Source organism: Streptomyces sp. CA2R106 (assembly GCF_037034245.1).
Lineage (GTDB): Bacteria > Actinomycetota > Actinomycetes > Streptomycetales > Streptomycetaceae > Actinacidiphila.
In genome coordinates, this window is the sequence record NZ_JBAGKC010000013.1 from 18,184 (window position 1) to 33,381 (window position 15,198).

Annotated in this window: 13 protein-coding genes; 10 read left to right on the forward strand and 3 right to left on the reverse strand. The window is 73.9% G+C overall.

All coding sequences use genetic code 11. The annotated features are described in order from the left end of the window. Positions 1–17: 17 nt before the first annotated feature. The 8 genes from WA788_RS19870 (at position 18) to WA788_RS19905 (ending at position 10,645) form a co-directional block, all read left to right on the forward strand. Positions 18–2,120 carry a hydantoinase/oxoprolinase family protein gene (locus WA788_RS19870; RefSeq protein ID WP_335979157.1) on the forward strand — a complete coding sequence of 701 codons (2,103 nt, stop codon included), beginning with the start codon at positions 18–20 and terminating at the stop codon, positions 2,118–2,120. Positions 2,121–2,130: 10 nt separating this feature from the next. Beyond that, positions 2,131–4,482 carry a hydantoinase B/oxoprolinase family protein gene (locus WA788_RS19875; protein WP_335979159.1) on the forward strand — a complete coding sequence of 784 codons (2,352 nt, stop codon included), beginning with the start codon at positions 2,131–2,133 and terminating at the stop codon, positions 4,480–4,482. After that, entirely contained in the window at positions 4,479–5,921 is a 1,443-nt protein-coding gene (locus WA788_RS19880) for an aldehyde dehydrogenase (RefSeq protein WP_335979161.1), read from the forward strand. Before WA788_RS19875 ends, WA788_RS19880 begins: the two co-directional genes overlap by 4 nt. Before the next feature lie 146 nt (positions 5,922–6,067). Then, positions 6,068–6,631, forward strand: a complete 564-nt coding sequence (locus WA788_RS19885) for a hypothetical protein (protein WP_335979163.1) — start codon at positions 6,068–6,070, stop codon at positions 6,629–6,631. Position 6,632: 1 nt separating this feature from the next. Further along, positions 6,633–8,081, forward strand: coding sequence for a dihydrolipoyl dehydrogenase family protein (locus tag WA788_RS19890; protein ID WP_335979164.1), 1,449 nt, complete (start codon positions 6,633–6,635; stop codon positions 8,079–8,081). Positions 8,082–8,194: 113 nt separating this feature from the next. Beyond that, positions 8,195–9,007 (forward strand): alpha/beta fold hydrolase, encoded by an 813-nt coding sequence (locus tag WA788_RS19895; protein WP_335979165.1) that lies wholly within the window; start codon positions 8,195–8,197, stop codon positions 9,005–9,007. A gap of 4 nt (positions 9,008–9,011) precedes the next feature. Then, complete coding sequence (locus WA788_RS19900; RefSeq protein ID WP_335979166.1) at positions 9,012–9,884, forward strand: VOC family protein; 873 nt, start codon at positions 9,012–9,014, stop codon at positions 9,882–9,884. Next, entirely contained in the window at positions 9,881–10,645 is a 765-nt protein-coding gene (locus WA788_RS19905) for a 3-hydroxybutyrate dehydrogenase (protein WP_335979168.1), read from the forward strand. The genes WA788_RS19900 and WA788_RS19905 overlap by 4 nt, the downstream gene beginning before the upstream one ends. Before the next feature lie 40 nt (positions 10,646–10,685). On the opposite strand, the gene WA788_RS19910 is transcribed toward WA788_RS19905, so the two are convergent. The 3 genes from WA788_RS19910 to WA788_RS19920 all read right to left on the reverse strand — a co-directional run bounded on the left by WA788_RS19910 (position 10,686) and on the right by WA788_RS19920 (position 12,765). Beyond that, the gene (locus WA788_RS19910) at positions 10,686–11,222 is read right to left on the reverse strand and encodes a GNAT family N-acetyltransferase (RefSeq protein ID WP_335979170.1); all 537 of its coding nucleotides are present in this window, start codon (positions 11,220–11,222) and stop codon (positions 10,686–10,688) included. 65 nt (positions 11,223–11,287) lie between these two features. Further along, positions 11,288–11,917: a TetR/AcrR family transcriptional regulator gene (locus WA788_RS19915; protein ID WP_335979172.1), complete on the reverse strand. Its 630-nt coding sequence runs from the start codon at positions 11,915–11,917 to the stop codon at positions 11,288–11,290. Beyond that, complete coding sequence (locus tag WA788_RS19920) at positions 11,917–12,765, reverse strand: oxidoreductase (RefSeq protein WP_335979175.1); 849 nt, start codon at positions 12,763–12,765, stop codon at positions 11,917–11,919. Before WA788_RS19920 ends, WA788_RS19915 begins: the two co-directional genes overlap by 1 nt. Before the next feature lie 307 nt (positions 12,766–13,072). On the opposite strand from WA788_RS19920, the gene WA788_RS19925 reads away from it, so the two are divergent. Both WA788_RS19925 and WA788_RS19930 read left to right on the forward strand, forming a co-directional pair. Further along, positions 13,073–13,513: a GNAT family N-acetyltransferase gene (locus tag WA788_RS19925; protein ID WP_335979177.1), complete on the forward strand. Its 441-nt coding sequence runs from the start codon at positions 13,073–13,075 to the stop codon at positions 13,511–13,513. Between the two features lie 329 nt (positions 13,514–13,842). Continuing rightward, positions 13,843–14,904: a LacI family DNA-binding transcriptional regulator gene (locus tag WA788_RS19930; RefSeq protein WP_335979179.1), complete on the forward strand. Its 1,062-nt coding sequence runs from the start codon at positions 13,843–13,845 to the stop codon at positions 14,902–14,904. Positions 14,905–15,198: the final 294 nt, after the last annotated feature.

Below are 15,198 nucleotides of genomic sequence, written 5' to 3' on the forward strand. Positions count from 1 at the left end.
CCATCAGGAGAGGGCACATGTCATACGCACTGGGCATCGACGTCGGCGGCACGTTCACCGACGCGGTCGCCTCGGACGGTGCCGGCCGGATCGTGTCGGCCAAGACACCGACGACACCCCCGCACCGCGAGACCGGAGTCATGCGCGCGATCGAGGACATCGCGGGCGAGCTCGGCATCGACGTCCGCGAACTGCTCACGCAGACCGACTACATCGCGCACGGCACGACCGCGTCGATCAACGCCCTCGTCCAGGGCCAGGTCGCCGATGTCGGCCTGATCGCCACGAAGGGCCACCGGGACGCGATCTACATCATGAACGCCGAGGGCCGCACCCTCGGCCGCTCGGCCCACGAGGTCCAGGACACCCTGCGGCAGCGCAAGCCCGCCCCGCTGATCCCGAAGTACCGGGCGTTGGAGGTCACCGAGCGGATCGACCACGCCGGCACCGTCCTGGTCCCGCTGGACGAGGACGAGGTCCGCAGCGTCGCCCGGACCCTGGTGGACCAGGGCGTCGAGGCGATCGCGGTCTGCCTGCTGTGGTCGTTCAAGAACGACGTCCACGAGCGGCGGGTGCGCGAGCTGGTCCACGAGGTCGCCCCGGACCTGTACGTCACGCTCTCCTCGGAGGTCAGCCCGCGCATCCGGGAGTTCTCACGCACCTCCACGACGATCATGAACGCCCAGATCGGACCGCGGCTGCGCACCTATCTCCTCCCGCTCCAGCGGCAGTTGGAGGAGCGCGGGCTCAAAGGGCCGCTGCTGGTCATGCAGAGCGAGGGCGGCACCATCACCGCCGACCGGGCGCCCGAGCACGCCATCACCACCGTCGGGTCGGTGCTGTCCGGCGGCGTCATCGGCGGGATGCGGCTGGCCGAGCAGCTCGGGCACCGCAACGTCATCACCACCGACGTCGGCGGCACCACCTTCCTCGCGGGCCTCATCGTCGACGGCGAGCCGGTGATGGCGCCGGGGTCCGTCGTCAACCAGTTCCCGATCAACGCGGCGACCATCCGCGTGCACACCATCGGCTCCGGCGGCGGCGCCCTGGCCTGCGTGGACCGCGGCGGCAACCTGCGGCTGGGACCGCAGAGCGCCGAGGCCGTCCCGGGCCCGGCGTGCTACGGCAACGGCGGCACCCGCCCGACCAACACGGACGCGAACCTGGTCCTGGGCATCCTCGGCCCGGGCGGGCTGCTGGGCGGCCGCAAGCCGCTGCGGACGGACCTGGCCCGCGAGGCGATCCGCGCACACGTCGCCGAACCGCTCGGTCTGACCGTCGAGGAAGCCGCCATCGCCATCCACGAAGTGCAGAACGCGCAGGCGGGCGACCTGCTGCGGCGCGCCGTGGTGCAGGCCGGCCACGACCCCCGCGACTTCGTCGTCTACGCCTTCGGCGGCGCCGGACCCGCCCACTGCGCGGGCTACTGCCAGGACCTGGGCGTCAGCGAGATCGTCATCCCGCTCGGGCCGGTCGCCTCCGCCTTCTCGGCGTACGGGCTCGCCGCCTCGGACATCGCGATGAGCGCCGAACTGTCCGACCCGTCCGCCTTCCCGGTCGACCCCGGCGTGCTCGCCGCGCACTACGCCCGCCTGGAAGCCGACCTGCGCGACGCCCTGGCCCGGCAGCAGGTGGCGTTCCAGGACGTGGTGCTCCAGCGCGAGATCGACCTGCGGTACTCGATGCAGGTCACCGAACTCGCCACGCCCGTGCCGGACACGGAGTTCACCGAGCACACCGCCGGCGAGATCCTGGCGCGCTTCGAGGAGAACTACGAGCGGATCAACGGCAGCGGCGCCGGCTACCGCGAGGCGGGTGTGCAGGCGATCACCTACCGGGTGCGGGCCAAGGCCGCACTCGGCTTCCCCGTCGAGCTCCCCGCCGTCCCCGAGGCCGCGGGCCCCGACCCGGCCGAGGCACTGCTCGGCACGCGCGAGGTCTGCCTGGACTCCCGGACCGGCTACGTGCCCACCCCCGTCTACGACTACGCGTCGCTGCGCGCGGGCCACGAACTCGTCGGGCCGGCCATCGTCGACGTGCCGACCACCGTGGTCGTGGTCCCCGCCGGGGCCACCGGCCGCGTCGACCGCCTCGGCAACCTTGTTCTGCGCTACCAGTGAGGACGCATCCATGACATCCCAGATCCCCGGGGCGGACGAGTTCACCAGCCGGCCCCTGCCCCGCGAGGAACTGCTGCGGCAGATCTCGCCCGCCCTGCCGCTGCACCGGATCGACGACGAGCGGACCGCCCGGGTCGACGCCCTGACCTACGAGGTGGTCCGGCACCGGCTGTGGGCGATCACCCAGGAGATGGGCGAGACGCTGCGGCGGATGTCCGGCTCGCACGTCGTCACCGAGTCGAACGACTTCAACTTCTCCATCTGCGACGAACTCGGCGAGCAGGTCCAGGTCGGCGCCTACAACATCGGGCTGATCGGCTCGATGGACCTGGCCATCACCTGGACGCTGCGCCACCGCAGCGACAACCCGGGCATCGCCGAGGGCGACATGTTCCTGTGCAACGACCCGTGGATCGGCGGCGGGCTGCACCAGAACGACGCCGCGGTGCTGGCACCGGTCTTCCACGAGGGCCGGCTGTTCGGCTGGACGACGGCCATCGCCCACCAGGTCGACCTGGGCGGCCCGCGGCCGGGCTCCTTCAGCCCGTCCGCCCAGGACGTGTTCGGCGAGGCGGTCCCCACCCCGCCGGTGAAGGTGGTGCGCGACGGTGTGCTGCAACGCGACGTCGCCGACGCCTGGGTGCGCCGCTCCCGCCTGCCGCACCTGGTGGGCCTGGACCTGCGGGCCAAGATCGCCGCGAACCGGAACGCCGGCGAGCAGATCCTCCGGCTCGTCGCCAGGTACGGCGCCGACACCGTCAAGGCCGTCATGCGCCGGATGACGGACGACGCCGAGCGCCGGCTGCGGGCGAAGCTCGCGGCCCTGCCCGACGGCACCTGGACCGCGGTGGGCTACCAGGAGCAGTCCCGGGCCGGCGACCGCGGCCTGCACGCCATCCAGGTCGCGATGACCAAGGAGGCCGACCGGCTCGTCTTCGACTTCCGCGGCACCGCCGGCCAGACCGGCGTCATCAACTGCCCCTACCCGGGCCTGCGGGCCGGCATCGTCTTCACGATGCTGCCGCTGCTGGCCGGCGACATCCCCTGGGCCGCCGGCGGCCTGATGCGCTGCTTCGAGATCGTCACCGACGAGGACACCCTCACCAACGCCTCGTTCCCGGCCGCCGTCGGCAAGGGCCCCTTCGGCCCGGCGTGGGGCTCGGGCAACCTGGTCGCCGAGGTGCTCGCCAAGATGCTCGACGCGGAACCGGCGCACCGCGCGGACGTGCAGTCGATCTGCAACGGCACCACGGACCTGTGCGTCGTGTCGGGCGTCGACGTCCGCGGCGGCGGCAGCAAGCCCTTCGTGTCGCCGGTCTTCGACGTCATGGCCGGCGGCTACGGGGCCCAGGTGGAGTACGACGGCGTCGACACCGGCGGCCGGTTGATCATCCCCTCCGCCCGGGCCCCCGACGTGGAGATGACCGAGTACCTCTACCCGCTGGTCGCCCTGTGGCGCCGGGAGCAGACCGACTCCGGCGGCCCGGGCCGGCAGCGCGGCGGGATGAGCGGCTCGGTCTGCTACGTGCAGCACCCCGACCAGGACACGACGATGTCCCTGGTCGTCTCGGGCACCGGCAAGGCCGCCAACCAGAACGTCGGCCTGGCCGGCGGCTACCCCGGCAACTCCCAACTCGACCTGGTGGTCCGCGGGATCGGCGTCCCCCAGCTCGCCGGCGCGAGCACCGTCCCGGCCGACCTGGACGAACTCGGCGGCACGATCGAGGTGCTGCCCTGCGAGGGGGAGTCGGGCCTCGGCCCCGGCGACGCGCTCTACCTGCACTGGCAGGCCGGCGGCGGCTACGGCGACCCGCTGCTGCGCCCGGCCGAGCACGTCCGCGACGACGTGCGGCAGGTGCGGGTGTCGCCCGCCGCCGCGCGGGACGTCTACGGCGTCGTGCTCGGCGCGGACGGCGAGGTGGACCCCGGCGAGTCCGCCGAGCGCCGGGCGCGGCTGCGGCAGCGCCGCGCCGCGGACGCCGGCCGGCCCGGCAGCGTCCTCGTGCCGACGGGCACGCCGGACCTGCGCGGGCTGCGCCGGCTCGACGACAACCTCGCGGTCCGGCAGGCGCCGCAGGGCGACACCGTGGTGTGCGTCCACTGCGCCACCGAGATCGGCCCGCTGGCCGGCGGCGCGTACGTCTCGGCACTGGCCGCCCGCGACGCGGCACCGGCCGAGGCCGGCCCCCACATCTGGCCCGACCCGTCGGTGTACGTGGACGAGCAGGTCGTCTTCCGGCAGCTGTTCTGCCCGGGCTGCCTGACCGCGGTCAACTCCCGCGTCGTGCCCGTCGCCCACCCCCTCCCGACCGACCACTACCGGGGCTGGGCGTCGGACGCCCGCCCGAAGGAGACCGTGTGAACCCGCACCACGAGGCACTCTTCATCGGCGGCCGGTGGGTGGCACCGGCGTCCGGGGAGCGGATCACCGTCCTCGGCGCGAGCACCGAGGAAGTCCTCGGCAGCGTCCCGGACGGCACCCCGCAGGACATCGACGCTGCCGTGGCCGCCGCCCGCGCCGCCTTCGACGACCCCGAAGGCTGGTCGGCCTGGGAACCGGCCCGGCGGGCGGACGCACTGCACCGCCTCGCCGCGGCGCTTCAGCGCCGGGCGGACGAGATCCCCCGCACCGTCAGCGCCCAGAACGGCATGACGATCGCACTGGCCGAGCAGATCGAGAGCGGCCTGCCGGCCACCCTGCTGCGCTACTACGCCGACCTGGTCCGCGACGACCCGGGAGAGGACGTGCGCGACGGCATGCTCGGCGCGCCCGTCCATGTCCGCCGGGAGCCGCTCGGCGTGGTGGCCGCGATCGTGCCCTGGAACTCGCCCCAGTTGCTGTCGTCGACCAAGTACGCGCCCGGCCTGGCCGCGGGATGCACCTTCGTGCTGAAACCGTCCCCGGAGACCGTGCTCGACGCGGTGCTCTTCGCCGAGGCCGTGGAGGAGGCGGGCCTGCCGCCCGGCGTGGTCAACGTCGTCCCGGCCGGCCGCGAGGTCGGCGCCTACCTCGTCGCCCACCCCGGCGTCGACAAGGTCGCCTTCACCGGCTCCACCGAGGCGGGGCGGCGGATCGCCGTGGCCTGCGGCAGCCTGCTGCGTCCGGTGACGCTGGAACTGGGCGGCAAGTCGGCGGCCGTCATCCTGGACGACGCCGACCTCGACACCGCGATCGGCGAACCCTTCTTCCAGGCGACGATGCTGGCGAACGGCCAGGCGTGCTTCGCCTGCACCCGCATCCTGGCCCCGCGCAGCCGCTACGGCGAGGTGGTCGACGCGGTGGCGTCCCTGGCCCGCGGCCTGATTGTCGGGGACCCGATGGACCGCGGCACGCAGGTCGGCCCGCTGGCGTCCGCGCGCCAGCGCGACCGCGTCGAAGGCTACATCGCCAAGGGCCTGGCCGACGGCGCCCGGCTGGTCGCGGGCGGCGCCAGGCCCGCGGGCCTGGACAAGGGCTTCTATGTCGCCCCGACCGTCTTCGCCGACGTCGACAACGCCTGCACCATCGCCCGCGAGGAGATCTTCGGCCCGGTCCTGTCCGTCATCGCCTACACCGACGAGGACGACGCCGTCCGCATCGCCAACGACTCGGAGTACGGCCTCGGCGGGGCGGTGTGGACCACCGACGAGGAGCGCGGCATGCGGGTGGTCCGCAGCATCCGCACCGGGACGATCGGCCTGAACCACTACACGGTCGACCCCGCGGCGCCGTTCGGCGGCATCAAGGCCAGCGGGCTGGGCCGGGAGTTCGGGCCGGAGGCCCTGCACAGCTACCAGCAGGTGAAGTCGATCTACCGGTGACCCCGTGACGGGGCCGCCCCTGTCGAGAGAGAACGTTCTGTCTTGACAACGGGGCGGCGCTGTTGTCATCCTCTAGAAAGAGAGAGAACGTTCGGTCTCCACAGAGAGGCCGACGACTCGCACCGCACCGTCCCGAGAGGACCATCGTGACCACCGTCGTCGACGACTCACCCGCCGCCGTCAGCTTCGCGCCGGCGCTGCGCCGGCTGTACTTCACGCGCTTCGCGTTCGCCCTCGTCTGGGCGGCCCTGATGTTCGTGGACAAGTCCCACATCGGGCCGCTCGGCGTCGTCCTGCTGATCGTGTACCCCCTGTTCGACGTCGCCGCGGCGGTCGTCGACTTCCGCTCCTCCGGCGGGTCGAAGCAGGTGCGCGGCCTCCAGGCGAACATGGCGATCAGCCTGCTCGCCACCGCGGGCCTCGCCGCCGCCTGCGCCTCCGGGGTGCCGGCGGTGCTGCGCGTGTGGGGCGCCTGGGCGATCGTCTCCGGCGCCGTCCAGCTGATCGTCGGGATCGGCCGCCGCGCCATGGGCGGCCAGTGGCCGATGATCCTCAGCGGCGGCATCTCGGTGCTGGCCGGCGCCTCCTTCGTCATGGGCGCCTCCGCCTCGGACCCGAAGCTGAGCAACATTGCCGGCTACGCGGTGCTCGGCGGCGTCTTCTTCCTCGTCTCGGCCCTGCGCCTCGGCTCCGCGCACAAGGAGAACTGACGTGACCACCACGACTGCCGCATACGACGTCGTCATCATCGGCGCCGGTCCGGTCGGCGAGAACATCGCCGACCGGGTGGTGCGGGGCGGTCTGACCGCCGCGATCGTCGAACGGGAACTGGTCGGAGGCGAGTGCTCGTACTGGGCGTGCATGCCGACCAAGGCGCTGCTGCGCAGCGCGGCGGCGCTGCGGGCGGCCCGCCGCCTTCCCGGCGCGCGGGAGGCGGTGACCGGCTCGCTGGACGCGGCCGCCGTGCTGCGGCGCCGCGACTCCTTCGCCTCCGGCTGGCAGGACGACGGCCAGGCCGCCTGGCTGGAACAGGTGGGCGTACCGCTCTACCGCGGGCACGGCCGGATCGCCGCCGACCGCGTCGTCGAGGTGACGACCGGCGAGGACGACTCGGCGGTCTCGCTCACCGCGCGCCACGCGGTCGTCGTCGCCACCGGCAGCGGCGCGCTGGTCCCGGACGTGGCCGGCCTGCGCGAGGCGGCGCCGTGGACCAGCCGGGAGGCGGTCGCGGCCACCGCGGTCCCCGGCCGGCTCGCCGTCATCGGCGGGGGAGTGGTCGCCTCGGAGATGGCCACCGCGTACGCCGGCCTGGGCGCGTCGGTGACGGTGCTGGCGCGGGACGGGGTGCTGCCGGCGGCGGAGCCGTTCGCCGGCGAGTACGTCGCCGAGGCGCTGCGCGAGGCCGGTGCGGAGGTGCGGGTGGGGGACGAGGCCGCGGCCGTGAAGCGCGCCGCGGACGGCACCGTGTCGATCACCCTCGCCACCGGCGAGCAGATCGAGGCCGACGAACTCCTCGTCGCGGTCGGCCGCACCCCGAACACCGAGGACATCGGGCTGGAGGCGGTCGGCCTCACCCCGGGGGCCTGGCTCGCCGTCGACGAGACGATGCGGGTCGTGGGGGAGGGCGGCGCGCCGGTCGGCGGCGGGTGGCTGTACGCCGCCGGGGACGTCAACCACCGCGTGCTCCTCACCCACCAGGGCAAGTACCAGGCCCGCGCCGTGGGCGACGTGATCGTGGCGCGCGCCAAGGGCGAGGCGGTCCATGACGGCCCCTGGGGCCGCCACGCGGCGACCGCCGACGCGCGCGCGGTGCCGCAGGTGGTCTTCACCGAGCCGGAGATCGCGTCCGTGGGCCTGACCGCGGCCGCCGCCGAGGCCGCCGGGCTGCGTACCCGCGTGGTCGACCACGACCTGGCCGCCGTCGCGGGCGCCGCCTTGCAGGCCGACGGCTACCGGGGCCGCGCCCGGATGGTGGTCGACGAGGACCGGAAGGTGATCGTCGGCTTCACCCTCGTGGGGCCCGACGTCGCGGAACTGCTGCACGCCGCGACGGTCGCGGTGGCCGGGGAAGTGCCGCTGGACCGGCTGTGGCACGCGGTTCCGGCCTTTCCGACCGTCAGCGAGGTGTGGCTGCGGCTGCTGGAGGCGTACGGCCGCTGAGCGCGCCGGCCGGTATCCCGCCCCCGTCCCGTCGGACGGCGACCGGGGGCGGGGACCACGGCGCGTGTAAAGTCTGTAGCGAGCATTACATACACTGGAGAAAGGGGCTCGGAGTGACGAGCACAGTGGATCTCGGGGACGTCCGACTGGCCTACACCGACGTCGGTTCCGGCCCCGCGATCGTGTGGCTGCACGGCTCGGGCCCCGGCGCCACGGGCATGAGCAACTTCGGCGGCAACCTGCCGGCCTTCGCCGACCACCGGAACATCGTGGTGGACCTGCCCGGATGGGGCGACTCCACGCGGCCGCGGACCGACGAGCCGCTGATCTTCCACGCGGCGGACCGCGTGAGCCGCGCGCTGACGGCCCTCGGGATCGAGCGCGCCCACCTGGTCGGCAACTCCTACGGCGGCGCCGTCGCGATGCGGATGGCGATGCGCCACCCCGAACGCGTGGACCGGGTCGTCCTCATGGCCCCCGGCGGAGTCCTCCCGAAGGACGCGCCGCCGTGGCCCGCCGGGCTGGAGCGCCTCTTCGCCTACATGGCCGACCCGCGGCCGTCACGCGAGGCGATGGCCGAGTTCGTCCGCATGATGGTCTTCGACGAGAAGCTGGCGACCGCGTCCCTGATCGACGAGCGGTACGCGGCGAGCCGCAAGGCCCACCCGGAACTGCCGATCCCCCCGGACTTCGGCGACCTCACCCCCGACCTGGGGCTCGTCCTGGCCCCCACGCTGCTCATCTGGGGCCGGGAGGACCAGACCGTCCCGCTGGCCTGGGCGGCCACGATCCTCGACGGCATACCCGACGCCGAACTGCGGGTGCTGCCCCACTGCCGGCACTGGGTGCAGTACGAGCGCGCGCCGGAGTTCAACCACATCGTCGGTACGTTCCTGCGGGGCGCGGCCGCCGCAGTGGAGGGCTGAGGCCGTGGGAATCCGCAGACTGGGATACGTCGGGCTCAACGTCACCGACGTCGACGCGTGGACCGACCTGCTCAGCCGCACGCTGGGCGTCGGCGTCACCACGGTGGCGTTCGGGACGACCGAGGTCGCGCTCGCCGAACTCGACCTGTTCAAGTACCGCGTGGCCCTCCACCCGTCGACCGAGGACTCCCCCCGCGAGCTGGGCTGGATCGTCGACACCGCGGACGAACTGGACCGGCTCACCCGGCGGCTCACCGACGCCGGGTACACGGTCGAGGACGGCTCGCCGCAGGAGACGGGGCTGCGCGGCGCCACCGCCATGCGCTGGTTCACCGACCCGGTCGGCTACCGGGTGGAGCTGGCGGTCGGCGAGGCCAAGGCCCGCACCAGCGTCGCCCGGCCGGGCGCGCACCCCGGCGTCACCGGCCTCGGCCACTTCGTGCTGGCCGGCCCCCGACTCGTCGAACTGCGGGAGCTGTACGAGTCCGTGCTCGAGTTCAGGCTGACCGACTACCGCGCCCCCGGTCTGTTCTTCTTCCGCTGCAACTCCGCCCACCACAGCATCGCGCTCGCCCACGCGGACACCGCGTCGATCCACCACCTGGAGTTCGAGCACGGCTCGATCGACGACGTCGGGCGGGCGTACGATCGGGCGGTGGCCAACGACGCACCGATCTCCATCGGCCTCGGCCGGCACATGAACGACAAGGCGATCTCCTTCTACCTGCGCAACCCCAGCGGGTTCCACCTGGAGATCGGCTGCGGCGGCATCGAGGTCGGCGACGACTGGCTGCCGCACGACTTCGGGGTCCCGGACGTCTGGGGGCACCGGCACGCCGAGGCCAACCCGTTCGCCGCACCGGAGCAGGCGTCGTGACCGGCGCGTCCGCAGGTCCGGACCTGTCCGGCCGCCGGGCCGTCGTCACCGGCGCGGCGAGCGGCATCGGGGCGGCCGTGGCGACCCGGCTGGCAGGGCTCGGCGCGCACGTCGTGGTGTGCGACGTCGACGCCGAGGGCGCGGCGCAGACAGCCGGGCGGATCGGCGGCGAGGCGCTGGTGCTCGACCTGAGCCGGACCGCCGAGCTGGCCGGGCTGACGCTGGACGCGGACATCCTGGTGAACAACGCCGGCGTCCAGCACGTCGCGCCCGTCGAGGAGTTCGCCCCCGAGCGGTTCGCCTTCATGCTGCGGCTGATGCTGGAGGCGCCCTTCCTGCTCAGCCGGGCGGTGCTGCCGGGCATGTACGAGCGCGGCTGGGGGCGGATCATCCACATGTCCAGCATCCACGGCCTGCGGGCCAGCGCGTACAAGTCCGCGTACGTCAGCGCCAAGCACGGCCTGCTGGGGCTGTCGAAGGTGATCGCGCTGGAGGGCGCCGACAAGGGCGTGACCAGCAACTGCGTGTGCCCGGGCTACGTGCGCACGCCCCTGGTGGAGAAGCAGCTGGCCGACCAGGCCGCGCTGCACGGGCTGGCGGCCGACCAGGTGGTGTCCGACGTCCTGCTGGCGCGCTCGGCGGTCAAGCGGCTGGTCGAGCCCGAGGAGGTCGCGGGGGCGGTGAGCTTCCTGTGCGGGCCCGAGGCGGCGTCCGTCACGGGCACCGAGCTGGTCCTCGACGGCGGGTGGAGCGCGGCCTGACCGGCCGCCCGCCGCGCCGTCAGGAGTCAGGGGCCGGGGGTCAGGAGGCCGGGGGCCACTCCTCGGCGAGCAGGCCGAGGACGACCTCGTCGAGGATCTCGCCCAGGACGTAGGCGTTGGCCCGCAGCACGCCTTCGCGGACGAAGCCGTTGGTCGCGGCGGCGCGCAGCATCGCGGTGTTGTCGGCGAGGGTCTCGGCCTGGAGGCGGCGCAGACCGCGGACGACGAACGCGTAGTGGCACAGCACCGCGAGGGCGTCGGTGCCGTAGCCCTGGCCGCGGGCGCGGGGGCGCAGCCCGACCCCGACGTGCGCGAGGCGGTTGTGGCTGTCGATGCCCCACAGGGTGGCGGTGCCGAGCAGGGCGCCGTCCGCCAGGTCCACCACGGCGAACGGGACGGCGGTGTCGTCCTTGCCGTCGGCCGCGAGCCGCGGGTCCTTCGCACTGGCCGGGACCGGACGCCACGGGTCGACACCCGACCGGGAGGAGTAGACGACGTCGTTGAACATCTCCTCGCGCAGGACGGGGTAGTCGTCCTCGTGGCGGGCCCGCAGCCCGACCTTGTCGCCTCGTAGCATGCGAGCTTCCTACCGGGCCGCGGCAGGCGGGGGCAAACGGATTTCCGCGCCCGACCGCCGCTGCGTCAGGGTGCCAGGCCCGCGCAGGTCAGCCAGATGTGCTCGCAGGTCGCGGACGCCTCCTGGAGCCGGTCGGGGGAGTCCGGCTGCCACGCGTGGTAGAAGCTCCGCTCGACCATCCAGCACAGCGCCCGCCCCATCGCCGGCGCCCCGTCCGGCCCCTCGCCGGCGCGCACCCCGGCCCGCTCCAGCACGGCGGTGATCGCCGCGATGAACAGGTCGGCCGTACGGTCCCACAGCGCGCCGATCTCCGGCACCGTCAACGACAGGTCGATCGCGGTGCGCATCACCAGGCCGTGCTCGCGCCACAGCTCCACCGTGCGCCGCATCGCCGCCGCCACGGCCAGGCGCGGGTCGTCGCTGCGCGCGGTGGCCCGGGACCGCTCCCACAGGTGCTCGACGGTCCGCGCCACCAGCGCGGTGACCACTTCCTGCTTCGAGCCGAAGTAGAAGTACAGCGCGCCGCGGGTGATCCCGGCGCCCTGGGCGATGTCGCCGACGGTCATCGCGTCGTACCCCTTGCGCGCGAGCAGGGCCTCGCACGTGTCGAGGATCGCCCGCTCCCGCAGGTCGCCCTTGCGCTCACCGGCGCGCCGGCCGCGCGCGGGGCGGGGGTCGCTTCGGGGCTCGGGCATCAGAGCTGCGCCCCCTCCGCGAAGTCCGTCGTCCGCGACAGCTCCTCCCACGTCCGGATGTCCTCGTCCACCGCCGCCCGCCCGGCGGCCACCAGGCGCAGCGCGTCGGAACCGAGGACGAGATGCGCCGGCGGCTGTTCCACCGACGCGATGCGCACGACCGCCTCCCCGGCCTTCGCCGGGTTGCCCAGCTGGTTGCCGCTGGCCTTCTGCCGCGCCTGGCGGATCGGCGTGAACAGCTCGTCGTAGTCGTCGACCGTACGCGCGGCGCGGGTCATGGACCGCCCGGCCCAGTCGGTGCGGAAGGACCCGGGCTCGATCGCGGTCACATGGATGCCGAACTGCGCGACCTCCTTGCCCAGCGCCTCCAGCACCCCTTCCAGGGCGAACTTGCTGCCGCAGTACGCCGACATGCCCGGGACCGCCATCAGCCCGCCCATCGACGTGACCGCCATGAGGCGGCCGCGGCGGCGTGCGCGCATGTGGGGCAGCGCGGCCTGCAAGGTGGCCATCGCGCCGAAGACGTTGACCTCGAACTGGCGGCGCACCTCGCCCAGCGGGGTCTCCTCGAAGGTGCCCTCCAGGCCGTACCCGGCATTGGCGAGCACCACGTCGAGCGGGCCGACCGCGCGCTCCACCTCGTCGACCACCGCGACCACGGCGCCGTCGTCCGTCACGTCGAGGATGCGGGCGTGCGCGCGACCGGGCGCCAGCTCCTCGAACGCCGCCCGGTCCCGCTCGGCGCGGACCGTGCCGACGACCGTGTGCCCGGCGTCCAGCGCCGCCTGCGCGAACGCCCGGCCGAGACCTGTGCTCACACCCGTGATCAGCCAGTTCTGCTGCTGCACCACAACTCCTCCAGAAGCTTGCGCGGGAAACCCGTCCGGCCCCGCCGGTAAAAAGTCTACACCTCGTCGATTTTTGTCATCGAGCTGTAGATTCTCGGGATGCGCGTGCGGTGGGATGCGGCGGGGGCCGGGCCGCGGGAAACGCGGTTGCCCCGCGGCGGACGGCCTGCTCGAATCGGCGTCGTGGAGAGCCGTCTGGACACCGCGCGCATGACCCTGCGCCGCTTCACCGAGGCGGACGCCGGCGATCTCGCCGCCCTGCACGGCCACCCCGACGTCATGCGGTACATCGGCGTTCGGCCGTCCCGTGCCCCGGTCCGTGGTCGTGGGCCGGCAGCTCCCGCGCATGCTGCGCGAGTACGGCGAACCGCCGCGCGGGCACGGCTGTTTCGCGGCGGTGCAGCGGCGGTCCGGGGCGTTCCTCGGGTGGTTCTCGCTGCGGCCCGCGACCAGCGCGGGGCTGAGCGGCGGCGGCACGGAACTGGGCTACCGGCTGCTGCCGTCCGCCTGGGGCCTCGGCTATGCCACGGAAGGCGCACGGGCCCTGGTGCACCACGCGTTCGCCGAACTGGGGGCGGACCGGATCGTGGCAACCACGATGACCGTCAACACCGCGTCCCGGCGCGTCATGGAGAAGGCCGGGCTCTGCCTGGTCCGCACCTTCTTCGAGGAATGGCCCAATCCCATCGCGGGCGCCGAACACGGCGACGTCGAGTACGCCCTCACCCGTGAGCGCCGGCGGGGGTGACCTGTTCCGGTGCGGCGCTGTGCCGTGCCGTGGCGTGGACGCCCCCGACCGTCGGGCGCCGGGGCGTGTCCGACGGCCCCTGGCTGCCTCCCGCGAGCCGCGGAGCCGGGGGCGGCGCGTCGGGCCGCGCGGCGCGGGCGTTCCGGGATACGGTCGCCCCACCGCTTTCGGTGCCCAACTGCCGCTGCCGCGGCGGGGGACGGGGTGCGTGGGGTACGCCCCGAGGAGAGGTGGCGGGGCCGGTGGGGGCTTCGCCACCCGATTGCCGTCATGACCTTGACGCGTTCGCTGTGAACGCTAACAATTACCTCGTCACCGATCGGAGGGTCATGTCGCAGACTGCGGAGAGCGCCGGAAGGCGGAGGGCGCCCACGATGGCGGACGTCGCCCAACTGGCCGGAGTGTCACACCAGACGGTCTCCCGGGTGCTCAGCAACCACCCGAACGTGCGGGAGACGACCCGGGCCGACGTGCAGCGGGCGATCGAGGAACTCGGCTACCGGCGCAACTCCTCGGCCCGCGCGCTGGTGACCCGCCGGACCCTGACCCTGGGCGTCGTGGCGTGCAACCCCACGCTGTTCGGCCCGTCCAGCACCCTGTTCGGGCTGGAGGAGGCCGCCCGCGAGGAGGGCTACATGGTCTCCACGGTCACCCTGCGCCGCTACACCGCCGCGGCGCTGCGCGAGGCCATCGACCACCTCAGCGACTGGGGCGTGGAGGGCATCGTGGTGATAGTGCCGCACCGCGACGCGGTCAGCGCCCTGGCCGAGTTGAAGCTGCCCTTCCCCGTGGTGACCGTGGAGGGCGGGCACTCGCTGCCCATCCCCGGCGTGTCGGTCGACCAGCAACTCGGCGCGCGCCTGGTCACCAGCCACCTGCTGGCCGCCGGGCACCGGACCGTGTGGCACGTCGCCGGGCCGCCGAGCTGGTTCGAGGCCGAGGCCCGCGCCGTCGGCTGGCGCACGACGCTGGAGGAGGCCGGCGCCGAGGTGCCCGAGCCGCTGATCGGCGACTGGACACCGCTGTGCGGCTACCGCGCCGGGCAGGAGCTGGCCGGCCGGGTGGTTGCGCGCGGCGCGCGCCCGGGCGCCACCGGGCTGTCGGCGGTGTTCGTGGCGAACGACCAGATGGCGCTCGGAGTGCTGCGCGCCTTCCGCGAGGCCGGGCTGTCGGTGCCCGGCCAGGTCGCGATCGCCGGGTTCGACGACATCCCCGAGGCCGAGTACTTCGCGCCGCCCCTCACCACCGTCCGCCAGGACTTCGCCGCCGTCGGCCAGGCCAGCATCCGGCTGCTGATCAGCAGACTGGAGGCCGGGTCGACCGGTGACGACGACGAGCGCGTGGTGATCGAGCCGCGCCTCATCGTCCGCCGCAGCAGCACCCCGTCCTAGCCGCGCCCGGCGGCACCTGACAGCCGGCGGTCCGCGGTGCGGGAGCGGGGCGGGGCGCTGCGGGTGCCCACCCCCGACCGAGGGCAGGACCGCCCGACCGCCCCGGCGCCCGCCCGAACGGCGGGGCGAGCCGGACCCGCCCCGTCCATACGGCGGACCCACCCCGCCCCCGCCGCGGGAACACGTGAGCCCCCGCCCGCAGGCCCGCCACCCCCCACCTACCTCACCTCACCCCACCCGAGCGGCCGCCGGGCGCTCCGCCCGCGCCCGGCGCCCTCGTACGACTGGAGGCAG

What these genes read in the sequence shown, in the direction of transcription:
- WA788_RS19910 (WP_335979170.1), bottom strand. Translation starts at nt 11,222, where the DNA reads ATGCTACGAGGCGACAAGGTCGGGCTGCGGGCCCGCCACGAGGACGAC.
- WA788_RS19870 (WP_335979157.1), top strand. Translation starts at nt 18, where the DNA reads ATGTCATACGCACTGGGCATCGACGTCGGCGGCACGTTCACCGACGCG.
- WA788_RS19915 (WP_335979172.1), bottom strand. Translation starts at nt 11,917, where the DNA reads ATGCCCGAGCCCCGAAGCGACCCCCGCCCCGCGCGCGGCCGGCGCGCC.
- WA788_RS19930 (WP_335979179.1), top strand. Translation starts at nt 13,843, where the DNA reads ATGTCGCAGACTGCGGAGAGCGCCGGAAGGCGGAGGGCGCCCACGATG.
- WA788_RS19875 (WP_335979159.1), top strand. Translation starts at nt 2,131, where the DNA reads ATGACATCCCAGATCCCCGGGGCGGACGAGTTCACCAGCCGGCCCCTG.